Origin of the sequence: Streptococcus sp. HMSC061E03 (assembly GCF_001813505.1) — a bacterium.
In the GTDB taxonomy this organism is placed as follows: Bacteria; Bacillota; Bacilli; order Lactobacillales; family Streptococcaceae; genus Streptococcus.
The window spans coordinates 717,756-741,570 of record NZ_KV812784.1; the positions used below are offsets into that span (position 1 = coordinate 717,756).

Annotated in this window: 22 protein-coding genes; 8 read left to right on the top strand and 14 right to left on the bottom strand. The window is 37.4% G+C overall.

Annotated features, from left to right (window positions below; all coding sequences use genetic code 11):
* Positions 1–9: 9 nt before the first annotated feature.
* Positions 10–1,812, bottom strand: coding sequence for a restriction endonuclease FokI recognition domain-containing protein (locus tag HMPREF2917_RS03575; protein ID WP_070588990.1), 1,803 nt, complete (start codon positions 1,810–1,812; stop codon positions 10–12).
* A 45-nt stretch (positions 1,813–1,857) separates the two neighbouring features.
* Entirely contained in the window at positions 1,858–2,256 is a 399-nt protein-coding gene (locus tag HMPREF2917_RS03580) for a DUF6680 family protein (RefSeq protein WP_070588991.1), read from the bottom strand.
* Positions 2,257–2,378: 122 nt separating this feature from the next.
* Here HMPREF2917_RS03580 and HMPREF2917_RS03585 point away from each other — a divergent pair, with 122 nt between their 5' ends.
* Positions 2,379–3,161, top strand: a complete 783-nt coding sequence (locus HMPREF2917_RS03585; RefSeq protein WP_070588992.1) for a hypothetical protein — start codon at positions 2,379–2,381, stop codon at positions 3,159–3,161.
* 331 nt (positions 3,162–3,492) lie between these two features.
* On the opposite strand, the gene HMPREF2917_RS03590 is transcribed toward HMPREF2917_RS03585, so the two are convergent.
* The 11 genes from HMPREF2917_RS03590 to HMPREF2917_RS03640 all read right to left on the bottom strand — a co-directional run bounded on the left by HMPREF2917_RS03590 (position 3,493) and on the right by HMPREF2917_RS03640 (position 13,804).
* Positions 3,493–4,476, bottom strand: a complete 984-nt coding sequence (locus tag HMPREF2917_RS03590) for an acetylxylan esterase (protein WP_070588993.1) — start codon at positions 4,474–4,476, stop codon at positions 3,493–3,495.
* 105 nt (positions 4,477–4,581) lie between these two features.
* The gene (locus HMPREF2917_RS03595; protein ID WP_070588994.1) at positions 4,582–5,349 is read right to left on the bottom strand and encodes an alpha/beta hydrolase; all 768 of its coding nucleotides are present in this window, start codon (positions 5,347–5,349) and stop codon (positions 4,582–4,584) included.
* 66 nt (positions 5,350–5,415) lie between these two features.
* Positions 5,416–6,987, bottom strand: coding sequence for a signal recognition particle protein (gene ffh / locus HMPREF2917_RS03600; protein WP_070588995.1), 1,572 nt, complete (start codon positions 6,985–6,987; stop codon positions 5,416–5,418).
* A 17-nt stretch (positions 6,988–7,004) separates the two neighbouring features.
* A complete protein-coding gene (locus HMPREF2917_RS11665; RefSeq protein WP_037606554.1) occupies positions 7,005–7,220 on the bottom strand; it encodes a hypothetical protein in 216 nt (71 codons plus the stop codon).
* 2 nt (positions 7,221–7,222) lie between these two features.
* A complete protein-coding gene (locus HMPREF2917_RS03610) occupies positions 7,223–7,555 on the bottom strand; it encodes a putative DNA-binding protein (protein WP_003001435.1) in 333 nt (110 codons plus the stop codon).
* 80 nt (positions 7,556–7,635) lie between these two features.
* Positions 7,636–8,580: a 3-oxoacyl-[acyl-carrier-protein] synthase III C-terminal domain-containing protein gene (locus HMPREF2917_RS03615; protein WP_070588996.1), complete on the bottom strand. Its 945-nt coding sequence runs from the start codon at positions 8,578–8,580 to the stop codon at positions 7,636–7,638.
* A 12-nt stretch (positions 8,581–8,592) separates the two neighbouring features.
* On the bottom strand, positions 8,593–9,858 hold the full coding sequence (locus tag HMPREF2917_RS03620) for a F390 synthetase-related protein (RefSeq protein WP_070588997.1): 1,266 nt from the start codon (positions 9,856–9,858) through the stop codon (positions 8,593–8,595).
* Positions 9,824–10,651 carry an MBL fold metallo-hydrolase gene (locus tag HMPREF2917_RS03625; RefSeq protein ID WP_024056461.1) on the bottom strand — a complete coding sequence of 276 codons (828 nt, stop codon included), beginning with the start codon at positions 10,649–10,651 and terminating at the stop codon, positions 9,824–9,826. The genes HMPREF2917_RS03620 and HMPREF2917_RS03625 overlap by 35 nt, the downstream gene beginning before the upstream one ends.
* Positions 10,626–11,603 carry an NAD-dependent epimerase/dehydratase family protein gene (locus tag HMPREF2917_RS03630; protein WP_024056462.1) on the bottom strand — a complete coding sequence of 326 codons (978 nt, stop codon included), beginning with the start codon at positions 11,601–11,603 and terminating at the stop codon, positions 10,626–10,628. The genes HMPREF2917_RS03625 and HMPREF2917_RS03630 overlap by 26 nt, the downstream gene beginning before the upstream one ends.
* On the bottom strand, positions 11,600–12,877 hold the full coding sequence (locus HMPREF2917_RS03635; protein WP_070588998.1) for a glycosyltransferase: 1,278 nt from the start codon (positions 12,875–12,877) through the stop codon (positions 11,600–11,602). The genes HMPREF2917_RS03630 and HMPREF2917_RS03635 overlap by 4 nt, the downstream gene beginning before the upstream one ends.
* A 228-nt stretch (positions 12,878–13,105) precedes the next feature.
* The gene (locus tag HMPREF2917_RS03640) at positions 13,106–13,804 is read right to left on the bottom strand and encodes a GntR family transcriptional regulator (protein ID WP_003007291.1); all 699 of its coding nucleotides are present in this window, start codon (positions 13,802–13,804) and stop codon (positions 13,106–13,108) included.
* 128 nt (positions 13,805–13,932) lie between these two features.
* Between HMPREF2917_RS03640 and guaA the strand changes: the two genes are divergently transcribed.
* The 7 genes from guaA to HMPREF2917_RS03675 all read left to right on the top strand — a co-directional run bounded on the left by guaA (position 13,933) and on the right by HMPREF2917_RS03675 (position 22,868).
* Positions 13,933–15,498 carry a glutamine-hydrolyzing GMP synthase gene (guaA, locus tag HMPREF2917_RS03645; RefSeq protein WP_003012033.1) on the top strand — a complete coding sequence of 522 codons (1,566 nt, stop codon included), beginning with the start codon at positions 13,933–13,935 and terminating at the stop codon, positions 15,496–15,498.
* A gap of 370 nt (positions 15,499–15,868) precedes the next feature.
* The gene (locus HMPREF2917_RS03650; protein ID WP_049473219.1) at positions 15,869–17,446 is read left to right on the top strand and encodes a helix-turn-helix domain-containing protein; all 1,578 of its coding nucleotides are present in this window, start codon (positions 15,869–15,871) and stop codon (positions 17,444–17,446) included.
* Positions 17,439–18,323 (top strand): GSCFA domain-containing protein, encoded by an 885-nt coding sequence (locus HMPREF2917_RS03655; RefSeq protein ID WP_007521758.1) that lies wholly within the window; start codon positions 17,439–17,441, stop codon positions 18,321–18,323. Before HMPREF2917_RS03650 ends, HMPREF2917_RS03655 begins: the two co-directional genes overlap by 8 nt.
* Positions 18,304–19,389 (top strand): hypothetical protein, encoded by a 1,086-nt coding sequence (locus HMPREF2917_RS03660; protein WP_007521756.1) that lies wholly within the window; start codon positions 18,304–18,306, stop codon positions 19,387–19,389. Before HMPREF2917_RS03655 ends, HMPREF2917_RS03660 begins: the two co-directional genes overlap by 20 nt.
* 2 nt (positions 19,390–19,391) lie before the next feature.
* A complete protein-coding gene (locus tag HMPREF2917_RS03665; protein ID WP_007521754.1) occupies positions 19,392–20,597 on the top strand; it encodes an ATP-grasp domain-containing protein in 1,206 nt (401 codons plus the stop codon).
* Positions 20,594–21,709, top strand: a complete 1,116-nt coding sequence (locus tag HMPREF2917_RS03670; RefSeq protein ID WP_007521752.1) for an ATP-grasp domain-containing protein — start codon at positions 20,594–20,596, stop codon at positions 21,707–21,709. Before HMPREF2917_RS03665 ends, HMPREF2917_RS03670 begins: the two co-directional genes overlap by 4 nt.
* Positions 21,693–22,868, top strand: coding sequence for an MFS transporter (locus HMPREF2917_RS03675; RefSeq protein WP_007521749.1), 1,176 nt, complete (start codon positions 21,693–21,695; stop codon positions 22,866–22,868). Before HMPREF2917_RS03670 ends, HMPREF2917_RS03675 begins: the two co-directional genes overlap by 17 nt.
* Positions 22,869–23,299: 431 nt before the next feature.
* Here HMPREF2917_RS03675 and tnpA read toward each other — a convergent pair whose 3' ends face one another.
* Positions 23,300–23,695 carry an IS200/IS605 family transposase gene (gene tnpA / locus HMPREF2917_RS03680; RefSeq protein ID WP_371106497.1) on the bottom strand — a complete coding sequence of 132 codons (396 nt, stop codon included), beginning with the start codon at positions 23,693–23,695 and terminating at the stop codon, positions 23,300–23,302.
* Between the last annotated feature and the right edge of the window lie 120 nt (positions 23,696–23,815).

Consider the following 23,815-nt stretch of genomic DNA (forward strand, 5'->3'; position numbering starts at 1 on the left):
AAAACTTTCTTAAATAGGATAAACTATTTCATCATTTTTGAATTCTGAATAAAAATCTGATTGTTTAATTTTTCCAGATTTTATATCTTCAGAAATATACAACAGGCTCTCGACATTTATAGCAGCGCCACGAGTTCCATTTGTTGCATTAGAAATGTACTCTATCTGATTTTTGAACGAACCTTTTAAAAATGATGTTACAAAAAGAAATGTATAGTTTGAAACGGAAGAATCAAAATTCTTCCACCACTCATTAGGATTTAATTGTGTTGTTCTTTGATTATTTTCATTTATATAACGAATCATCTGGTCTGAAGTCACTCTAGGAATGTTAAATCCATCTTTATATGATTTATTATCAATAATCGTACCGTTTGCACCAAATGAAATAAGAACATCAGGTTTATTGGACTCACCTAACCTTATACCATTAAATCCTAATTCTTTTGTGAATAATTCAGCAGTCTGAATCTCAAAGTCTCTAGCATCACTATTTTTCTTTGTTCGTTCAGTTTCGTCACTATATGCAAGAGAGATTAAAATTAAATATTTGTGGTCGATATTTTTTAATTTGACTCTGACCCTATCAACAATGTCATTTACCTCATCTTTGACACATGACGATCTTGGAGGCAGGTCTAATTTCTCAATCTTGTCTTCTAGTTTATATTTATCTTTATGATTGGTTATATTAATACCAATACTAACTAAGCCCTGAATGTTATCAATAATAGTATCTTCATCTATATCTAATTGATAGCCCTTTAAAGCTTCTTTTATTTGACCTAATGACTTAGGAGACGGCTCTAAAACTTTAATTATTGACGCGCGTAAATATCTTAAATAATCTGCTCCACTAGTTTTATTAGATGCAAGCATTTGAAATAAAACGTTTTTAGGAACTTTGGGGTTGCTTGAATTTCCTTTAGCTTTAATTAAAGCTTTCTCTCCTAGCCTTGTAATAGAAAAAGTTTGCAAATTAGCGGAATACTGCTTCTTTCGATAACTTCCAGTTACTTTTTTTCTAGAAGATTCAACCCATTTCATTTGAGAACACCAACTAGCTATTCCTCTAGCATATTTATCGGAGTCACCCTCTAAATCACTCCTTACTTTGCTTTTTTCACCAGGAAGAGCTTCACAATAGTCACAAAGATAAACTTCTTGAGGTATAGAGGTAAAACCTAATTCACCTTTAAAGCCTAATTGGCTTCCTAACTCAAATTTTGTTTGTTCATCTTTTTCCTTAAGTAATGACAAAATTCTACAAACTGGTGGATAAGATAATAAAGCAATAGATAAGGCATCGTATTCTTCTTTAGATCCATCGGTTGAAAGTGCTAATGTTTTTCCTAAATCTGAAATGTAGCATGATTCTGATTTTTCATCATACTCTAATAACCCGCAAGAAATAGCCCACCTTAGATATCCGTCAGCAGACCAATCATCAATAAATGGTTTTTTAAAAGTAGCTGATTTTCCTTTATCGTCTTTATAGGTTCGTTTCTGTTGTCCATCAATGATAGCCTGAATTATTCCAGTACATATAGAATCGCGACGTGTTCCTCCTTTAGCTACGCCTTTTCCTTTTAAAATTTTATTAGGAATAGCTATATTTTGAGAAGATAAATATCCTATAAAAATATTGTAGTCACCATCACTTATTAAACTATACTTCAATAAGAATGGCAGCTTCTCATTTCTGAGCCATTTATTCTCTTTGGAATCATATAAAAACACACTTACAACTTTTTTTAACTTGCTTAAATCTCCAGGATTTTGCACCCAGCCAAATGTTTTTTTATTATCCATAGTTCCTCCTCTTATAATTAACCTTTTACGTTAACATTAAGTATATCATGAAAAAATATTTTCTTCCTTGGTAACGGATAATACTCGCATAATCATATCATCATCCCAACTAGAAATATCAATGTTCACATTTTTATCTTTACACATTGCTTTAATCAATCTTAATAAGGTTTTATTACTATTGTCAGTAAAAAGATTGTCGTAACACTCAATCACTTTTTTATTATCTGAAAAAATAATAGGGATTTTCCCCAATGTTTTATTTAACTCAGTAGTATCCCCTTTATGGTCATCTTTCAACATAAATCTACAACTAAAAAATTCGATAACAAAATCCCTCTTCATTTTCTTAACCAAGGTTTTTCGTTGATAATACTCTGAAATAAAGACACCAATAATCCCTGATGTGATGACTGAGGTAATTATAGTATTGATAATATTCAATTTAAAACTTCCTTTCGCAACTTATTAATTACATTATATCATTAATTAATGATATCTTATTAAAGTGGATATTCAAATTTATGATAAAATAGTGTTATAAATATGAAATAGAGGTTAGTGCGATGAAAAATCCTTGGATTGGAGTAGTTTCAAGAGACTACAATGGTAACAAAATAATAGTTGCTGAAGATGACTGGGAATACATTAAACAGTTTATCGAAAGAAAATCTTATCCATCAAAAGGAGACCCTAAATACGCTTTAAAACTTGAAGTCTATCCTCAACACTTTGTTGGTGATATACAGCACTCTAGTGTGATTTTTCTAAGCTTGAATCCTGGATACGATCAATTTTATGAAAATGACTATAAATCAGTTCCAGAATACGCAAATAAAATAAAAAACAATCTTGAATTAAACTCAACGAATTTTCACGCTCTAGAATTTTCAACTATTAGTAAGTTAGGATATTGGGGAGAAAAGCTGCAAGATTGGATAATAGACAAAGATTTAAAAGATAAAAATGAAATTCTGACTTCATTAAAAACAATTACTAAAAATATTGCTCTTGCAGAGTTCTTTCCTTATCATTCTATCTCTTATGATGATCGTTGTGATAAGCTAGCAGGAAAAGACTATCTTCCGACTCAAAAATTTCTTTTTGACATTATTAAAAATCGCATCAAACAAAATGATGTAAAAATAATCTTAACTCGTTCTTTCAAAAGATGGTACGAAGCAATCCCTGAATTGAAAAATTACGAAAATTGTTTTGAAGTAAACAACCCTAATAAACCTTCTCTAAAACCAAAAAACATCTTAAAAGTAACAAGAGTATCAGTTGAATCAGAAATTAACACTTTATTAAATGAACTTAATAAAGAAGTTCAAACACAAGAACAGTAGCTATCAAAAAAATAGCTACTTTATTTTTTAAAATGTACAATTGAACCACCACTTCTTCTGCTGTTATTTGAGTAAAAAATGTACAAATCAATTTCATAGATTAGAGTATGTGATGTACTAGAAAACATACAAAATACCACTCCAGAATAATGTACAAAACAAAAATAAAGTACACTTTTTAAAGAATGTACTTTATGCTCCTAATTCAGTTGTATCAATGGTTTAGCTCTAATTTAGTCAATTGTACATAAACTTTTAGTTTTCTAGATCCATCCTAAACAGAATAAAATCAGCAAATCACAGGGATCTACTGATTATTTTATTCTCTAACTTATTTTTCTACATATCGAAATGGAATCTTGCTACCACAGAGCCAATTATAGACTCGATCATTGACTTGAACGTTCATAGCTTCATGAGCATATTCTGGCATGATTAAATGCTCTTTTGGACATTCTAATCGATTATAAATAGCAAACTGCGTTTCAGGATGACAGACATCATCATCTAGCCCGGTAATCATGTGAACTTGTCCTTTGATGCGATGGGCAAAATTTTTCACATCAATATAGGCCAAAGTCTGCATCAAACGATCTTCGGTTTCGTGGAATGGATCATGGAACTTGAAATAACGGAAAAGCTCGTCATAGGCCTCACTGGTATTTCCAATTTCTAATACTCGTCTGAAATCTGATAAGAATGGATAAATGGCTACTGTTCGTTGGAGTCGGGGATTCAATCCGGCAGCTACCAGGGCCAAGGCACCACCTTGAGAGGCTCCATAGCTGGCGAGTTTGCTGTTGTCAACTTGAGGAAAGCTAGCAACAATTTCTATTAACTGGTAAAGATCCAAGTAGACATCCTTATAAAATAGCTCATCTGGACCTTCCACAGCTCCGCGGATAATCTGTCCTTTAACCGTATTTCCAAGTGGTGACCGATCTCCGTCTGTTGAATAGCCTGATTGACCTCTTACGTCCATAGACACAACTCCATAGCCAGCTACTGTATAAGCTAGCATGTCTGTCCAATCCCAACAACGGCCCATATAACCATGAAAATGAAAAATAACTGGAATCTTTTGATCTGTTTTTGGGAAAATAACCCGCGCATAAACAAGACCATCTCGAGTCCTTTTAAAGGTTAATTCATAACAAACAACATTTGGAATGCTGAAAATTTGTTCTTCAAGCTTGTATTCAGGAAGTTCAGCAATCTTTGCTAGGGTTTGATCCCAAAAAGTATCAAAGTCTGCGGGAACTTCATCCCGTCCCCTGTAATCTTTCATTAATTCTAGTAATTTAGGATCTTTCATAAAATCCTCCTTGGGTATATGTAATCGCTATCAAAAATGTACCATATTTACTTAAGGATTGCAAGAGACAAATAAAAATTACATAACCGAAATTATGTAATTTACTTATAGATTTAAAAATAAACTTAATTGTTTCACTAGATCTGGATTAGTGGGTAAAGATGAATGATGAGCCTTGCGTCCTTTTAAATTTACTTCTGTATAGGCTTGTTTCTCAAAAATAGATTGTGCTGCTTGTGCACTAGAAAGAGGGACGATGCCGTCTGATTTCCCAGCAAAATTACCGACAAAATTAAGGACCTCTACTTCTTTTCCTAAGCGATGCCTCCATGTTTGAAGATCATCATACATCTCTTGATTGAATTGGTATGGACTTCCAATAATAACCAACTTGCTTACGATTACCTTCTTTTTCTCTAAAAAGCCACTTTCCAATAAACCAGTCAAAACTAGACCACCATTGGAGTGCCCGACTGCCTTGAAGTCTGTAAAATAATAGTGATCAAGAAGATAGGTCAGAGCGATCTTAAGGGATTCGATTTGCTGCTTGATATTGCTGTAACCGTCTCGATTGTTCTCAAATCCGATCACAATCATTGGATTCGGCACTTTTGTATTCAGTCTTCCCTCCATCTCTATAGACTCATCTTTATTTACTTTTATCTTTAAGAGACTCTGCTTTTTTCTAGAATAGCGATGGAGCATACGGATGGTTCCATTGAAACGCTGAATACTGGCTGAACTACCAGGTACAAAGATGATCGGTCTGATCGGTGGTTTCTTCGACCCTTTTGGGAATTCAAAGGGCTTGCTATGCGAAGAAAAGAGTCTTCCAAAGAAACGAATGACTTGTTGAAATAGTTTTTTTAACATGTTTCCTCTAGTACTATTTTCTAAAAGAACCCAGAACAGTGTGTTCCAGGCCCTTGCTAGAAATAATTATTTCCGTTTTTTCTTATTCTTGCGCATTTGTTTGGCCATCTTGTTCATCGCCCGCTTCATCATGAATTCACCGGCTTTTCCTTTGAGACCACCACCGAACATTTGGCTCATGTCAGGCATCCCAGCGCCTCCGCCAAGAGCTGACAAGTCAGGCATCCCGCCTTGTCCCATCATGCCTTCGAGGGCAGACATATCAGGCATGCCACCAGGCATATTCTTCGGCATATTATTTGGATTAAGCCCCATTTGTTTCATCATCTTGTTCATATCACCAGAGAGGACACCTTGCATCATCTGTTTAGCTTGGTTAAAGTCCTTGATGAATTTGTTGACTTCGACAAAGCTGTTTCCTGAACCAGCAGCAATCCGACGACGACGGCTAGGGTTCAAGAGATCTGGATTCTCCCGTTCAGCTGGGGTCATAGAAGATACAATCGCGCGTTTGCGAGCAATTTCTCGTTCATCGACCTTGAGGTTCTTCATGGCTGGGTTGTTGGCCATACCTGGAAGCATCTTGAGCAGATCTTCCATTGGTCCCATGTTTTGAACTTGATCTAACTGATCGATGAAGTCGTTGAAATCAAAGGTGTTTTCCCGCATCTTTTCAGCGAGTTCAAGGGAGCGTTTCTCATCGTATTCTTGAGAAGCCTTCTCGATCAGCGTCAGCATATCCCCCATACCGAGGATCCGACCAGACATGCGGTCAGGGTGGAAGGTTTCGATATCAGTGATTTTTTCACCAGTACCAGTGAATTTGATTGGCTTCCCAGTAATCTGACGAACAGAAAGGGCTGCACCACCACGGGTATCCCCATCAATCTTGGTCAAGATGACCCCGGTCACTTCGAGTTGTTCGTTAAACTCACGCGCCACATTAGCCGCTTCTTGACCGATCATGGCATCCACAACTAAGAGGATTTCATTCGGCTCAGCAAGGGCTTTGACATCACGCAACTCGCCCATGAGTTTCTCATCGATTTGCAGACGACCAGCCGTATCGATCAAGACATAGTCATTGTGATTGGCTCTTGCCTGCTCCAAACCTTGACGAACGATCTCTACTGCAGGCACTTCTGTACCAAGTGAGAAGACAGGGACATTGATTTGCTGACCAAGAGTCTTCAACTGGTCAATGGCTGCTGGACGATAGATATCGGCCGCAATCATCAAAGGACGTGCGTTTTCTTCCTTGACCAATTTGTTGGCCAATTTACCCGCAAAAGTTGTTTTACCAGCCCCTTGAAGACCGACCATCATGATAATGGTTGGAATCTTTGGAAATTTGATAATTTCTGCTGTTTCTGAACCCAAAATCGCTGTCAATTCTTCATCAACAATCTTCACGATTTGTTGGGCAGGGTTCAAGGTTTCGATGACTTCATGACCTACAGCCCGTTCGCGGACCCGTTTGATGAAGTCTTTTACAACAGGAAGGGCAACGTCGGCCTCTAAGAGGGCTAGACGAATCTCTTTGGTTGCCTCTTGGACATCCGCTTCAGAGATTTTCCCTTTCTTACGAAGATTTTTAAAGACGTTTTGTAAACGTTCGGTTAAACTTTCAAATGCCATTATTTTCTCCTATTTTTTCAATTCAGTGGAAATCGTCCGAAATGTTGCAAACATTCTAGTTCTTCGGGTGTGACTTCCTTCATGATTTCATTTGGATATCCCCAACAGCTAAAACCTATTTGCATAGCTTTGGAGATATCATTGGGCGAGATAATCTGTAGTCGAGTAGGAAATACTTCCTCTGCGACTAATAGTTTGCAAGGTATTCCTTGATAAATGACGAGACTGCCCATAATCACTCCCGATTGTCAATGCTTGATAAAATTTCAACCTGCTCTTGTAGAAAAGTATCTTCCGGATAGCGTTCTAAAATCTGATCAAAAATCTGGCTGCGTACAATGTAATCGGAATACATATGGAGTTTCATTTCGTAGTCTTCCAAAATCTTTTCTGTACGTTTAATATTGTCATAGACCGCTTGACGGCTCACTCCAAACTCTTCTGCAATCTCAGCCAAGCTGTAGTCATCTGCGTAGTAGAGCTCGATGTAGTTCATCTGCTTGTCCGTCAAGAGCGCTGCATAAAACTCAAAGAGCGCATTCATTCGGTTGGTTTTCTCAATTTCCATACCTTTCATTATATCAAAAAAGCCCGCTAAAGACTAGCGGGACTTGATGCTTTTTGAGCTTGAAATAAGAGGATTCACCATTAAAGTTTCAGTGCCAACATATTGACCGTCATCCCTGCTGCAGTTCCCATCAAGAAGATGGTATCTCCTTCCTTCACATAGCCATGATCCAGTGCATAGGCTAGGCCGAAAGGCACGGCTACCGAAACCATATTTCCATAATCACTGACAATATTGAGGTACTTGTCTTTGCCAACGCCCAATTTGTCCATGACAAGTGGTAAGGCACGGCTTGCTTGGTGAGGAATAATATAGTCTACAGCATCTTTAGAAATGCCTGATTTCTCTTGGAATTCTTGGAACATTTCTGGAATAACACGGGCAGAAAGCAAAAGAATCTTCTTCCCTTTCATATCAAACATGAAATCAGTCTTGGTTGCTTCAGAGTACAATTTCGGATGATAAGCTGTCAAACCACCACGAATTTCAGTATCATGGGCTCCCTCAGACCAGGTACGTTGCATACTGGCAATGATTCCTTTATCTTCCTTTGTTGCTTCAAAAATAAAGGCTGCAGCTCCATCACTAAACAACTCAAAGCTTTCTTTTTGTTTGGGATTAAGCCCTAGGCTTCCTACTTCACTAGATACAATCAGAACCCGACAGTATTCTCCACCTTCAATCAGATAAGAAACAGTGCTTAAAGCTGATACAAAACTGGTACAGGTGGTGTTGATATCCATAGCAGGAATCGTCAGTCCCTTGGCCACGCGCTCATGGATAAGAGCTGCTGTACAAGGAATGGGCTGAACACCAACTGCACTAGCCGAAACGAGGCAGTCGATGTCTGCCATTTCAAGCCCCGCATAGTTTAAAGCCGCTTCAATCGCACGCGCTGCTAGATCAATCTGTGTTTCTTCTCCTTCTTTCACGCGGTAACGAGTCTGGTCTTTGAAAGTTACGGTATGAGCTGGGAGCGCTGTTCCATAGCCTTTAATTTGCAAATGTCTTTTTACAGTATTCATAGGATTCTCCTTTTATTGAAGTCGTTGAACACGTTTTAATTTACGTGTTGGGTTCCATTTGTAATCGATAAATTGAATACTTGGTAGAATGAATTGTTTTTGCTGAGCTAAGAGTTCAAATTGAGCAAAAATCGCTTGCTCCATAGACTCTGTCCGGTGACTCAAGGCAATGGTAATGGATCCATCTGCCAACTGAGTTACTTGATAGTCCTGAATATTTTCGACAAAGAGAATGCACCGTCGAATAAAATCCGGATAGATCATCTGGCTACTGCCATCTTCTTTTTTGAAATAGAAGATATCGTCCGATCGTCCTTCGATCTTTGCGATTCGAGTAAAGACAGAACCACAAGGGCAAGGAGACTTTTCTTCCACCAAAATATCATTGAGGCGGTAGCGATAGATGGGTTGACTGGTTCGTTTGAAATCCGTAATAATCGGATAAAAGCGGCTATCATCTAGATACTCTTTTTCGACAGACAAAATATCTTCGTTGAGATGTAGATTGCCCTCTGAACAGGTACAAGCTATAAATCCCTCTGTCGCTTGGTAAACCTGATCAACATTGTCTAGTTGAAAGGCCTTGGCGATGGTCTGTGCATCTCGATCTTCTAGGATCTCTGCGACAGAAACAACCTTGACAGGTTGGATCGCAAGTTGCTGATTGCTGACATAGTTAGCCAACTCAATCAAGGTTGAAGCTGGTGCGACCACAATGGTTGGTTGATAGTCTTTGAGACGCTCTAAATGCTCCTTGCTATCCTTGAAAATATCAAAATATTCCAAGCGAATCAGGCCTGAATTAATGGTTTGATAGAGTTCATTGTCCGCTCGTAAGAAAAAGGCAATGCGATGACCAAACAGTTTTCCTTTCGGTAGCATCTTGGCTAGAATCGCTGCAGCCCACATACTTCTCTCTTTTTCTGTGGTGACAAAGACTCCTCGGTGGCCGGAAGTTCCAGAAGATAAGCCTACTGCTACTTCTCCATTCATATCAGTAAAATCTCGCGTCTGTTCTCCGCGAATCGCCATCTCTAAAGCCTGATCACGATCCACCCCTAGAGTATTGAGCTCATTGAAATGTGTCATCATGAAGGTTTTATCCATCGTTCCAAAGGATTCGGGAGAATGGGTTTGAAAATAGGGGGACTGAGAAGTGATAAAAGCATGGTAGCGTGCCAATTGCTTATCTTGGTATCGCTTCAAGGCCTCTTTTGAACGGAATCGGTGACACCATCTGGTTTCAATAAAGGTTTTCAGAAAGACTGTTTTTTTCATTTAAAATCCTTTCAATCCGATCTTGCGGGTCGTGGCTGACCACAACTTGAATGCCATCTTGCAAGAGTGTTTCCAGCAAATCAGCTCCTTTTAAATAAGCCTTCTTATCATCCTGAATCAAGGAAGGAATGAGACGCATTTGCCCTGTGTAAGGCAAGAGGTCTACTCCCCAAGAAAGATCTGCTCCAATAAAGAGTTTGAACTCATCCAGATAAAGACAACCTTGCCCTCTCGCATGCCCATCGATGGACGAAACAAGAATGCTCCCATCCTCAAATAGATCAGCAGTCGGGCGGTAAGAAAAGGCAGGATGTATTCGATCTGCTTTGAGACAAGTCACCCGATCTTTGAAATCAGCTGGCAAAAACTCTTTAAAAATCAGATCTTTAAACTTCGGTTTTTGGTACACCTCATAGACTTCCTGGGTAACAAAGAAATGAGCATTTGGAAAAAGTGCTGCTCCGCCGAGATGGTCAGGGTGCAGATGCGAAAGAATGACATAGGAAATGGCTGCTGGATTAATTCCACGCTCTCGCAATAAATAATCGATCTGGTCTTCTTTTTTCATCTGCATTGGGGTGGCTAGACGGTACCAGAAATACCGAGCTTTTTTCTTAATCTCGTAGTGATAGCCGGTATCGTACAAAATATAACCTTTTTCACGGTGCTGAATCAAAAAGACACCTGCTGGAAATTGCATTTTTTCATTCGGAATCCCTTTAAATAAGAGACCAGAATGACTGCTACAATAGCCTGCTGGAAAATAATCAATGCGCTTGATCATGTTGGACATAGTTGTCAATCCCTTCTTCAATGCTCATTTTTGGATAGTAGCCAAGTTCGGTTTGGGCCTTTTGGATATCAAGAGTTTGGCTATATCGAAGGAGATAATAGGTATAGCGAGTCAATGGGGGTTCGGCTTTCAGATGAAAGAATCGATATACTTCTTCCAGGCTATAAGCCGCACCTGCTACTAGACCTGCTGGAAGTTTCCGATAGCGAATCGGCTCTCCCAATCCCTTTAGTGTGGTTTCAATCAAATACTTAAAGGTCTTTGGTTCCCCATTTGTAATATTATATACTTGTCCGTGTGCGTCTTTGGCTTCCAGAGCCAAGCGAATGGCTAGGGCAACATTTTCCACACAGGTCATATCCATGAGCTGCTCTCCTCCTCGAATCAAAGGAATTCCAATTTTTCGACTGAGGCGTAAGACACGAGGCAAAATACTGGTATCCCCCACACCAAATAATCCTCTTGGACGCAAGATGATACTTGGCACATCTGGATAGTCAGAAAAAAGTTTTTCAGACGCCAATTTACTTCGGATGTAATTGTTCAGGCGATTTTCTGTTGGAGCATCACTTTCCTTGATGTTTAATTGATCTTTTCCAGCTGCGTAAATACTAGGAGAAGAAACGTAAACCAAGCGTTTTACCGCATATTCACGGCACAAGTCAAGGACATTTTGAGTGCCAACTACATTAGCCTGATAGAAGGCTTTCCAAGGTCCCCAGGCAGTGGATAAAGCTCCTGCATGAACTACAGCATCAACAGACTGAAAGGCTTGTCTTAATTCCTCAATAGTGCTCAAATCCCCTTTAATAAATTGAACGCGCTCACCTTCCAGAGCCTTCCCAATTTTTTCGTTTCGGCCAAAGGCTACAATGGTATAATCGTGAGCCAACAACTCATCGATCACATATTTTCCAAGGAAGCCAGTCGCACCTGTTACAAGAATTTTCATAGTTTCCCATCCGTTCCACGTCTTAATAATCGTTGAATTTCAAACTCCAAGGTATCCAACGGCTTGTAGGTTTTTGAAAGTTTGTTTAGTCTTTCTAACTTTTCCCAAGATTCTTTTTTTAATAGGGCATTGAAACCTGCTTGAATCTCTTCGGTGCGATTGCGATGAGCCTGAAAGGCAATTCCTGCTTCTACTCCTCGAATCGCATAGTCAAATTGGTCATAATCATGTGGCAAGATCAAGGCTGGTTTCTTAAATTCGATACACTGATAAAAGATTCCAGCTCCTCCATGGTGAATAACATAGTCCATCTGTGGAATGTATTCCTTGTAGGGCAGATAAGAGACGACCGTCACATTTGGTGCTACTTCTTCTTCAGAGAATTCCTTTGCCCCATCTCCTAGAGTGACAAAAAAGTGACATTCTGGATGCTCTTTGGCCAACTGCTTAGTTTGCTTTAGCAAGTTCTCTTTTGCCCAAGGCAACTGGGTTCCACAAGTCACGAGGACCTTCGTCTTGTCCTCGTAAGGACTGAGATCTACTGGATAATCTTCAGCTTTCTCAAGAGAGGTTCCTAAAGGGCCCATCCAAGCATATTGATGAGGGAAATGTGTCTTCAACTCTAGCTCCATCATACCAATTCCAAAGATGGCATAAGGAGAGTAGATGGTCTCCACTCCATTTTGATTGTACAACTTGAAATTGTAACGTTTTAAGCGTTTGCGTAAGAGGAAAGCCCCACAGTATTTTCCAATGCGCGTGAGTTTACGGCATAGTGCTTGGATCTTCTCTTCCTTCTTCGTACGCGCGACTCCCATCCCTCCGAAGAAGCAAGGAGGACCATAAGGAGTTTCGATTGCAAATTGGGTTGCCATGGTGGTAATCCAAGGAATTTCCAATTCTTCTGCCACAAAGCCTGCTGATAGAGTGATAAAGTCAGCAATGACAATATCTGGACGGTTGACACGCCACTCCTCTAGCAATTGATCCGATACATGATTAATCAAATCAAGACTCCTAGACAATTGCCGATAAGCTGAAAAGAGATTGTGTTTTTTATCGTTATTAGCCACACGTTCAAATTCTTCTACTTTGTCCTCTAGAATCGGAACGACCGTGAAGCCGAGACTTTCTGCGACGGCTTTTTTCTGAGGACCCGTGAAAACTCGGATTTCCATAGTTGGATCATCTAATAAGGGTTTAACGAGATTTAAAGTTGGGTACAGATGCCCACTCAAGGGAACAGCTACCACATCGATTTTAATTTTTTTCATTTTTTCCTGCCTTATATCTTTTTTTAGATCTAAAACTAGCTTCTATCTATTAATTCGTAAAAAAAAATAAAAAATTGAAGAAAAAATAAAATTTTTTTAAATCTTTTATTTTTGACCGTACTATCACTATTTAGAAAGAATGACTTCAACCTAAAAAAGCTCCCAAATGCCAAAGAGAGTGAGCCTCTCACACATTTGAAGAGTTTTCTATTTTTACGATTTGCGAGCTTAGTTATTTTCCAAATAAAATTCGAACCGCTCGCCGACATACTGACTTTTTACATACTCAAAAGCCGTCCCATCTTCAAAATAGGAAACCTGTGTCAGACCTAAAATAGCCTGCCCTTTTGAAATCTGTAAGTACTCCGCAATCTTATCCTTGGCCAATCGTGCATAGATGGTCTGATGCGACTTTCCAATCTTATAACCATGACGCTCCAAGGTTTGGAAGAAGTGGCTGGTAACCTCTTCGCGATTGAAATTCTTAATAAATTTCTCTGGAATAGAGGCCACTTCATAAACAACAGGGATTCCATCAGCATACCGGACCCGTTCCATCCGAATGATGGTCTCTGTCTTATCAATACCCAATTTATCCACTTCTTGGAGGCTAGGAATGGTTTTCCGGTAAGAAATCACTTGGCTAGAAGGTTCCTTGCCTTGCGATTTCATAATTTCTGTAAAACTGGTTGTGCCTCGCATTTTTTCTTGGACGCGCGTGCTGGTGATAAAGGTACCACTTCCTACCCGTCTTTCAAGCACTCCTTCTTCAACCAGAAGGGTAATAGCCTGCCTAAGCGTCATCCGACTCACTTGAAATTTCTCAGCTAGATCGCGTTCGCTGGGAAGACGCTCCCCGATTTTCCATATTTTTTGATCAATCTCAGACTTAATCTGATCATGAATTTGAATGTAAGCTGGAATCATAACCTTGCTCTTTCTCTGTGTTATCTTTATTGTAGCGTAAAATTCCTAATTCTTCAATTAGAGATTGGTAAAGACAAGGCTTTTGTGTTAGAATAGAGGAAAGTAAATTTCTTTAAGAAGGGGATAAGATGACAAACCTATCAACTGATTTGCATGATGTTGAAAAAATCATTGTGCTTGACTACGGTAGCCAATATAATCAGCTTATTTCACGGCGTATTCGTGAAATTGGTGTCTTCTCAGAGTTGAAGAGCCATAAGATTTCTGCTGATGAAGTTCGTGCAATCAATCCAGTTGGGATCGTTCTTTCAGGCGGACCAAACTCTGTATACGAGGAAGGTTCTTTTGATATCGATCCTGAAATTTTCGAACTCGGTATTCCAATCCTTGGAATCTGTTACGGAATGCAATTGTTGACCCATAAATTGGGCGGGAAGGTCGTTCCTGCAGGTGATGCTGGTAACCGCGAATATGGTCAATCTGAACTAACTTTGACAGAATCTTCAGCTCTTTTTGCTGGTACACCAGACAAACAATTGGTCTTGATGAGCCACGGAGATGCTGTTACAGAAATTCCGGCTGACTTTATCCGCACTGGTACTTCTGCTGACTGTCCATTTGCATCGATTGAAAATCCAGACAAGAAAATCTACGGAATCCAATTCCACCCTGAGGTTCGTCACTCTGTTCACGGTTATGACATCTTGCGTAACTTCGCCTTGAACATCTGTGGGGCTAAAGGTGACTGGACTATGGACAACTTCATTGACATGCAGATCAAAAAAATCCGTGAAACTGTCGGAGACAAACGTGTCCTTCTTGGTCTTTCAGGTGGTGTTGACTCTTCTGTTGTTGGGGTTCTCCTTCAAAAAGCCATCGGCGATCAATTGATCTGTATCTTTGTAGACCACGGTCTTCTTCGTAAAGGAGAAGCTGACCAAGTGATGGATATGCTTGGTGGCAAGTTTGGTTTGAACATTGTCAAAGCAGACGCTGCAAAACGTTTCCTTGATAAGTTAGCTGGTGTATCTGATCCTGAGAAAAAACGGAAGATCATCGGTAACGAGTTTGTTTATGTCTTTGATGACGAAGCAAGTAAACTCAAAGATGTGAAATTCCTAGCACAAGGAACTCTCTACACTGACGTGATCGAGTCTGGTACGGATACTGCTCAAACCATCAAGTCTCACCACAATGTGGGTGGCCTTCCAGAAGATATGCAGTTTGAACTGATCGAGCCACTGAACACTCTTTATAAAGATGAAGTTCGTGCGCTTGGTACTGAGCTTGGTATGCCAGACCACATCGTATGGCGCCAACCATTCCCAGGACCAGGTCTTGCCATCCGTGTTATGGGAGAAATCACTGAAGAAAAACTTGAAACCGTTCGTGAATCAGACGCTATCCTCCGTGAAGAAATCGCTAAGGCTGGACTTGACCGCGATATCTGGCAATACTTCACGGTTAACACAGGCGTTCGTTCCGTAGGTGTTATGGGTGACGGCCGTACCTATGACTACACAATCGCCATCCGTGCTATCACTTCTATCGATGGAATGACAGCAGACTTTGCGAAGATTCCATGGGAAGTCCTCCAAAAAATCTCAGTTCGTATCGTAAATGAAGTTGACCACGTTAACCGCATCGTCTACGATATCACAAGTAAACCACCTGCAACTGTAGAGTGGGAATGATTTATAAACATGATTTGAAGTGAAATGGTTGTTTTAACAGCACTTTAGGTTATTATAAAAGGTTAAAAATCAGTCAAAATTGATTGGTTCCCCACCAAAAGCCCCACCAGAATTTTTTTTGGTGAGGCTTTTTTATATTATGTGACTTTCAGTCCGTCTCGCTCCGTTAGGTGCGAGACGGACTAATAGTCACATAAATAAAAACGGGAGAACTGACGCATCAGTCCTCCTAGACATAAACAAGTACGCCCCATTTACAGAAGATATTAGATCATCATGCTACGCAACAAAATGTTGCCTGAAAATTCTTGAAATTTTATTTTATACGAGTATAATAATAACCAAATTAACATAAGGGAGACATACGCCTATGATTGGTGACTTTTTAAAACAGCGTAGATTATCAATGGGGTTTACTCAAGAATTTGTAGCAAATCAATTAAAACTAAGCCGACAGGCTATCTCAAACTGGGAAAATGGCTCTCGTGATATCAATGTTAAAGACTTAATAGCTTATGCAAAACTACTAGAAATATCCTTCGAAGATTTAGAAGTTAGTTTAAATCAACCAAGTTCTTTGACTAAAGAAAGCTTCTCTAAAACAGCAGATGACATTTTACCTAAGCACTTTAATATGAAATTGCAAAAGAAAAGTCAGGGTAAAAATTCTACCACTCTAAAAAATCACATCAAGATTGAAGGTGATAAAGTTATTGGTGTTCATATTCTATTGTCTAGCTTATTTCTGAATAAGCATAAATTAGTTATTAGAAATTGTCCCACTGCTTTTGACTTTTTAAATATTTTGTATGAACTAGGGAATAATCATTGGTCTGACTCATATACCTGTGAAGACACCATTGAAATCCAATCTACAAATACACCTAAAGACATCATCTCTCTTAATAAAATTAGTCGAGCCAGCATCGGTATTATCTCAGCTTTGACCTATCGCTATCATCGTCTGTTGTTCACATTCCCTGGAGGAGATGACTTTTGCTTTAGACCTATTGACTTACACCTTGACATTCTCTCCACCGTAGCGAACTACACCTATAACGAAGAGAATAAAATCTTTTATTCTGAGAAAAATGACTTACTAAATAAAAATATCACATTGAATTGTTACGCTGATGGGAGTAAAAGTGTTGGTGCTTTCTTCAATGCTATTAGTTTGGCATATGTTTATCCAAATGAAATTAGAATCAACGGACTTTCACCAGACCCTACTGTGTGCTACCTCATTACATTACTAGAATCAGCTACTAATCGAACTGTAGAATATTTAACATCTGATAAAATTTTAATCCCTAAAGTAGATTCTATTGATATAGTCAATACTGAAATAACCTTACCTCCTGATATGTCTATGCTTATATCCTATGTTTTACTATTCTGGGATGAGCTAGAAAATATCATTTTCGATAATATACTTATCAAAGATATTCCCCAAAGTTACATTGAACTTTTTACAAAATTAGGATTAAAAATTATTGAAGATAAACACACAATTCAATTCAAAAAAGTATTTCAAATAGAAACCGAGTATTTTGAATTTCTAAGATTAGGTGCTGCACCATTTATCACCACTGATTTAGGTCCCATTGTATCAGAATTTCTAGCATCTCATAATATATCTTCCATTCTATTTGATGAAGTTTTTATTCATAGAGCCAGTCATGTGGCTGAATTAGAGAAGCTAGGTATACGAATTAAAGTATTAGATAATGGTGCTTTAAAAACACTAGACAAATTATCACTCACGAATTATCAATCCAACACATACAATCTCAAAGATATACGCGCTGGAATGGCGATATTGATGGGAATAGTACAATTAAATATTGAATCCGCTGTGCTATTAAACTTTGACCAAGTTATGCGTGGCTTCGGTAATATTCAAACCATATTAAATATTCTAGGATATGATGGTGAACTATATGGATAGCTTACATTTTTACTCATCAAATGAATCTAAATATTTTCTAACTTATCGTCCTGAAAAAATATGCTTCTTAGGAGCATGTACAGCACGAAATTTATCACTCGGTATTGACTATTTTTCCAACAGTCAAATTAAAACTTTTTCTCCTTACGAGACCATTTTTAATGCTCCTTCCTTGCTAAAGGATTTAGAAGTTATTGCACTTGAATTGGATCATCATATTTTAATAGATTCCAAACAAAAGGTGTTCTATGATGAAATTCGTTTTTGGAATAAGTCGGAAAGTTACGAAGCTGTTCTACATCAAAATTTAAACATTGACAATTATGTCAAAACAGCACTAACTGAGTCAGATTTATTAATACTATCTCTAGGTTCTGTTGAAATGTGGTCTAAAGTCAACCATATTATGAATAGACTTCCAAAGAATCAATTTCTCAATCCTGAAATTAAGAATGTCTATCTATCGTCCGACGATATACTTAATTTTGCTAAACAAATTATGCGAGTTGTACAACTTATTAACCCTAAAATTAAGATTCAATTTTCAATTCCCTATGTACTTCTTAAAGCTTCTGAAAAGTTTCATAATCTGCATTTGGCTACGACTGAAAATTATCGTATTATCAAAGAAGCCATTATGGAATTAGGGGACGACTATTACTTTCCTGAATATGAACTATTCAAATACTATGTCGAAAAAAATAATCATCCTTTCCAAGAAGATGGAAGACATCCCTCTGTCAAGCTAATTGCAGATATATCTAAACACATTGTAAAAGAAATTAACAAGGATTATCTATTAGATATACCCAACAAACCATTTGCAATCAACAAAGTCGATAGCCGAGGTAAAATCAATGGCAAAGAATACTTATAGTGACGATTTACAACGTATCTTTAAAGCTCAGACTCTCCCATCATCGCCTTTGATAAGAGAAGAAAAGAACTTATTTACTTTTTCACCCATTCAAGATGAGCTAGAGTATTTTAAAGAAAAGAAAGATGGTTTATATGTAAAAGAACAAGTTTGTTTCCGAAATGTCTACCCTGCTAACTTAGTAAACCCTATCTCTACCCCATGCCAAACTTTAATTAGTTTATTTTCCTTCCATGAAGAGAAATATGGACAAATTATTGAAACCTTTATCACAAAATTTTTAAATAAATGGATTCCTTTCGATAACATTTATATTATATGTCCAAAAATGACTGATATCCTTGGTCAACTGTACAACGTTACTAATCACATTATCGAAATTGATAAAAATCGACTTCAGTGTCATGTTCCTTTATCAGGGAATCATTACTACATTAAAATTTGTAGTAATTACCACGATGGTTTGGTAACATTAGCAAATTTTGTTCTAATCAATTTTCAAGGAGGATTTCAGTCTCAATTAGACAGTGTCTTCTTTCCTTTACGATTAGATATGATTCGTGAACAGGCTAAGTCTATTTACGAGTCACAAACTTTTCTGGCTACCTACAATAGGTTATATAGACTTTCTAATAGCCATGAACTAGCACATTTTTTCATCAGTCAACTAGAAGCATTAAACTTTTTATTCCCAGAAATTGGAAAATTTGGCAATCATAGACACAGCTATGCCCTAAAAAAGGTAGCTAGGGAAATTTTTTTAGAGTGTGATATTCACAACATCTCAGTAGAACTTATTTTTAATGAGTTTCCATCGATTAAAATCGAATTACTAAAACAATACAAGGAATACTCTCGAAATATCAATAAAGCGTTAAAGAAAGTCAAAAAGAATAGGGATACAATGGGGGCAGACTATGCCTATCAAACATTAGGGATCCCTTATAAACTCTACAAAAGTCAGATTGATCCCACTTACAAACTACCTGAATTGCCGAGCAACTTTGCTTATTATAGAGATTCGCATAAAAACCTCTATCAAAATCCAATAGAAAGTTATAAATAATCATGGCAAAATTACTTATCTTACACCCCTATCGTGAAACTTACACCGATATTTACTCTTGTCTTTCCAAAAATCATCACTATACACTCCTGATTGATGATAGCAAAGTAGAATCATTTGAAACGAATAAACCAACCAATGTCACTCTAGTTACTACCCAACATTATCCTGAAAAGAGAAAAGAAACCTCACAAGGAATCCTACAACGATCTCATTTCGATGCGATTGTTGCTTTAGATGAGTTTGATATGGTATTGGCTGCAGAATTACGAGAACAATTTCATATTAAAGGACAATCAGTCAGTCAAGCTAAAACTTTCCGTGATAAGAGTAAAATGACACAGAAAGTTAATGAACTAGGTTTTAAAATCCCCCATTCCCGGAAAATCTCATCTTATGAGGAATTGAAAAACTTTTTCAAAGAACATGAAGATATTATTCTAAAACCTTTGGATGGAGCTGGTTCTGTTGATACTTTTCATTTAAAGAGAGAGACTGATTTGGTTTCCTTTCATTCTGATCATTTTTGGAAAGATAAGACTGTCCTTGTTCAAGAATACATCTATGCAGATGTCTATCACATAGATGGCTTTGTTTATCAGGGGAATATCATCTACTGTGAACCTTCCCAATATATCTACAATCCCTTGCTCATTAAAAAAGGTATCTCAGCTGCAGCGGTTTCCTTAGACCATACTTCAGAACAGTTCAATAAGCTTGTTGACTATGCTTCTACACTAAGCCATGGACTTTATCCCAATGGAACATTTCTTTTTCACTTAGAGGTGTTTTACGATGGACACGAAATCATTTTTTTGGAAATTGCTTCACGCATTGGTGGTGCACGGATTCGTCAAAATCTACAATATAAACTGACCTACAATCCTCTTGAGCTTCTCTTGACAGCCATCTGTAGTGACACCTTACCCATACTTCCAACCGTATTTCCAGTTACTGGCTGGCTCCTAACTGCCAAAATGGAAGGAGTCATCCAACAACTCCCAGAACTAACGGAAACGATAAAAGAACAGTATTCTATCTTTGACTATATTACTTACACGCAAATTGGTAAACAGTTGCATTCTGCTTTTCACAGTGCAGATGCTGTTGTCGGTTTTTCTTGTCATGGTTCAACATTCCGAGAAACAAAAAACAATCTCTTAGGAGCTGAGACTTGGGTGTTAGAAAACACGAGGTATAAAAAATGAAATATTTTATTTATCGCTTTTCTCCTGCAAGTATTGGTATTAAAGCAAACGAAAATTTAGGTATTATCTGTCCTAGCAGACAAGAAAAAAATTATCTTTCAGTTGGATTTTTAAAGAACCAAATTTTTTGTATAGATGATTTTAGTCAAATTAATCTACTCTTTTTTTTCAAAGATATACAGAACATAGAGGATATTTTCACACTAGATGAAGGACTCATGCATATTGTCGGTATCTTAAAATCGCTTTTTACCTCCGATGAAGAGGCTTGGAAAATCGCTTATACTTATAAAGACAAGAAAATCATGCGCACTCAGCTGAGTGAACAAATCAGTCAGCCTCAACTATTGAACCCAAATGATATTCTTCCTAATACCTTTCTGATTAAACCTAGATGTGAAGCTTCTGGCAAAGATATTCATATTATCTCTCAAATACCAGAGTATTATACAGCTGAGAATTTTCTTTTAGAAAGTCAGGAACAATTTGATACCATGTTTACTTGTGATGGTATAGCTATTAATGGAAAAATCCAATACTTTTTTACACATGAATATATAGGAAATATCCTAGATATTAAAACAACCTTCATCAATATCGTCCGTACAAACTCTCACTATAATAATCCCCTCTTCATTCAACGATTAAAAACTGAGACCCAAAAAGTATTGGACAGTTTAGGAACTGAGAAAATACATCCTTTCCATGCAGAGTTCTTTTATAACTCCACTACTGATGAGGTAAGCTTTTGTGAAATTGGAAAGCGGTTTGGTGGAGGAAATATTCCTTTGCTTATCAAATGTGCATTTCAAATTGATATCCTAGATACTTACTGGAACCTTATAAATAGTGTTTCTATACCAGCAGAGATTCCAACATCGCCCAGTAAAATTGCACTGACTTTAGCTATTTTTCAGAATGGCCATCATCAAGCTCCTCCAAAGCTCCCTATCCCTATCGAATTTTTTAGAGAATATCCTGAAAAGATAAACTGCCCTGCTCATTCACTAGATGATTTACGCTATCTCATCACTACTAGTGTAAAGAATGAGAAGGAATTTACACTCATAAACGAGCTACTTGAGGAATATAAGTATGAACAAAGAGAATAAAAATATCCTACTACTGATTATCAGGGGACAAACAACAAACTTGGGTAATATTATTTTTGATTATGCCAATAAATTATTAATCGCAAACCTTACCGTTCAATCCTCATTCTTTATGATGCTTTATCAGTCTAGCGAATCCATTGTTCGCTTACTATTTAATCTATTTGCAGGATATGTTGCTGATTTTAGCGATAGAAAACGCATGCTCATTCTAACAGATGTGATTGCTGCAATTGCAACTTTCTTACTATTTTTATTTTATAATCCGCAAAATATCTGGATATTGGTTGTTGTCAATATATTACTGGCTATTTTATTTAGTTTTAACGGCCCAGCTTATAAGGCTATTATAAAAGACCTTCTTTCCAGCGATGGAATCTTTACCTATAACTCTATTTCTAAAATAGTGGCTGAGATTGTTGGAGTTGGAGCACCGCTAGCTTCCGTCTTTGTTATCCATCAATTTGGATTTAGATATGGTATGCTGATTAACTCTTTCTCTTTTATTATTTCAGCTTTGTGTGAATATCGTTTTCACATTTTACATCACCATAATACTATCCAATCAAAATTTTTTACTGGATTAAAAGAAGGTTTTACCTACCTCTATGAAGACAAAACACTCCTAACCATTTTAATTTCTTCCGCTTTTCTAAACTTCTTAGATGCGATCTATTCCTTCTATCTTCCATTCACAGCAACGTTTTCTCAATTTCATCAAATTTTTGCCTATATTCTCGTTTCTCAATCTATCGGAAGTATCATAGGAGCTCTTATCATCAGTCTAAACAAGAAAAAAATTGAACCGAGATACTTTCTTCATTTCTTATTGCCAGGTGCAGTCTCCTTAATACTTATTAATCTTTTTCAGTCCTCGCAAATTATCTTATTGATTTTATTTTCTCTGTTCTCTACAACTGTTTCAATGTTCAATGTGAATTTAATGTCACATCTCCAAGTTTCTATAGATTCCAATTTCTTAGGACGCATTTTTAGCATCATATTCACTATTAGTGGTATCTTTGCTCCTTTCGGAACTATGTTTGCATCATGGATTGATTTTAAAAATTGGCAAATATTTCAATATATAGGTATTGTTCAACTGTTGATTTATATAATCAGTTTACTAGCACTTAATAAGAGTTACCAAAAAAGTTAAATCATCCAGCTACGCAGCACAAAATTAGGAAGATTATTCAATTCCAAATTGAAAATCTTTTTGAAATAAGCTATAATAAATTTAAGTAGTGATAGGAGATAGGATAGTGCCTACAATCAGTTTAACACGTGATATAAAGCTAACAAATGAAGATTCTTTAAAGATTTTCAACAATCAACCATCTGAAAAATTATAAGAATTATTGAAATCTATTTAATCATAAGATACTACCACTCTAACGGAAAATAAACTCATTTCAAAATATTTATAACTCATCGCTCTTATAATCATGACCACCCGTCTAACGGGTGGTTTGTCCCAGAGCTATAAGCCCAAATTACCAGCCAGCGCCTAAAGTCGCTGGCTTTCACGTTGTTCAAGCCTTATTGCTCTTGACTCGTCACTTGCCTCTCAAAGAGGCGGCTTTAGTATTACTTACCACTATCCCTAAAGGGATCCTCATATTCTTTTACACTTAATTTATCTAGTGCTATATCATGCTTTTCCTGTTCTTGAATATATTTCTTAATTGTGGCTTCATTAAGCCCTACTGTACTCACATAATAACCTTCCGCCCAGAAATGCCGATTCCCAAACTTGTACTTGAGGTTGGTATGCCTGTCCAACATCCTAAGTGTACTTTTACCTTTTAAATAACCCATGAAACTCGAAACACTTATCCTCGGTGGAATACTTCCTAACATTGGCTTGAACACCTTTATTGTATCGAGTTCGGAGTTTTTTTGGCATAACATTCGACGCGCACTCGCATAGCGAGTGATTTTTTTTGTCTCGCACCTAGCGGAGCGAGTCGGACTAATAGTCACATAATAAAACGCATAATTTCAAGTTTTTCAACACCTGAGACTATGCGTTTTTTAGTTCTAAAAAATTTTCGCCCACCTTGAACAACTAACAAAAGTTATAAGTAGACTATATTTTTAAAC

Coding starts and splice junctions, on each gene's coding strand:
- HMPREF2917_RS03575 (WP_070588990.1), bottom strand. CDS start 1,812: ATGGATAATAAAAAAACATTTGGCTGGGTGCAAAATCCTGGAGATTTA.
- HMPREF2917_RS03585 (WP_070588992.1), top strand. CDS start 2,379: ATGAAAAATCCTTGGATTGGAGTAGTTTCAAGAGACTACAATGGTAAC.
- HMPREF2917_RS03590 (WP_070588993.1), bottom strand. CDS start 4,476: ATGAAAGATCCTAAATTACTAGAATTAATGAAAGATTACAGGGGACGG.
- HMPREF2917_RS03595 (WP_070588994.1), bottom strand. CDS start 5,349: ATGTTAAAAAAACTATTTCAACAAGTCATTCGTTTCTTTGGAAGACTC.
- ffh (WP_070588995.1), bottom strand. CDS start 6,987: ATGGCATTTGAAAGTTTAACCGAACGTTTACAAAACGTCTTTAAAAAT.
- HMPREF2917_RS11665 (WP_037606554.1), bottom strand. CDS start 7,220: ATGGGCAGTCTCGTCATTTATCAAGGAATACCTTGCAAACTATTAGTC.
- HMPREF2917_RS03610 (WP_003001435.1), bottom strand. CDS start 7,555: ATGGAAATTGAGAAAACCAACCGAATGAATGCGCTCTTTGAGTTTTAT.
- HMPREF2917_RS03615 (WP_070588996.1), bottom strand. CDS start 8,580: ATGAATACTGTAAAAAGACATTTGCAAATTAAAGGCTATGGAACAGCG.
- HMPREF2917_RS03620 (WP_070588997.1), bottom strand. CDS start 9,858: ATGAAAAAAACAGTCTTTCTGAAAACCTTTATTGAAACCAGATGGTGT.
- HMPREF2917_RS03625 (WP_024056461.1), bottom strand. CDS start 10,651: ATGTCCAACATGATCAAGCGCATTGATTATTTTCCAGCAGGCTATTGT.
- HMPREF2917_RS03630 (WP_024056462.1), bottom strand. CDS start 11,603: ATGAAAATTCTTGTAACAGGTGCGACTGGCTTCCTTGGAAAATATGTG.
- HMPREF2917_RS03635 (WP_070588998.1), bottom strand. CDS start 12,877: ATGAAAAAAATTAAAATCGATGTGGTAGCTGTTCCCTTGAGTGGGCAT.
- HMPREF2917_RS03640 (WP_003007291.1), bottom strand. CDS start 13,804: ATGATTCCAGCTTACATTCAAATTCATGATCAGATTAAGTCTGAGATT.
- guaA (WP_003012033.1), top strand. CDS start 13,933: ATGACAAACCTATCAACTGATTTGCATGATGTTGAAAAAATCATTGTG.
- HMPREF2917_RS03650 (WP_049473219.1), top strand. CDS start 15,869: ATGATTGGTGACTTTTTAAAACAGCGTAGATTATCAATGGGGTTTACT.
- HMPREF2917_RS03655 (WP_007521758.1), top strand. CDS start 17,439: ATGGATAGCTTACATTTTTACTCATCAAATGAATCTAAATATTTTCTA.
- HMPREF2917_RS03660 (WP_007521756.1), top strand. CDS start 18,304: ATGGCAAAGAATACTTATAGTGACGATTTACAACGTATCTTTAAAGCT.
- HMPREF2917_RS03665 (WP_007521754.1), top strand. CDS start 19,392: ATGGCAAAATTACTTATCTTACACCCCTATCGTGAAACTTACACCGAT.
- HMPREF2917_RS03670 (WP_007521752.1), top strand. CDS start 20,594: ATGAAATATTTTATTTATCGCTTTTCTCCTGCAAGTATTGGTATTAAA.
- HMPREF2917_RS03675 (WP_007521749.1), top strand. CDS start 21,693: ATGAACAAAGAGAATAAAAATATCCTACTACTGATTATCAGGGGACAA.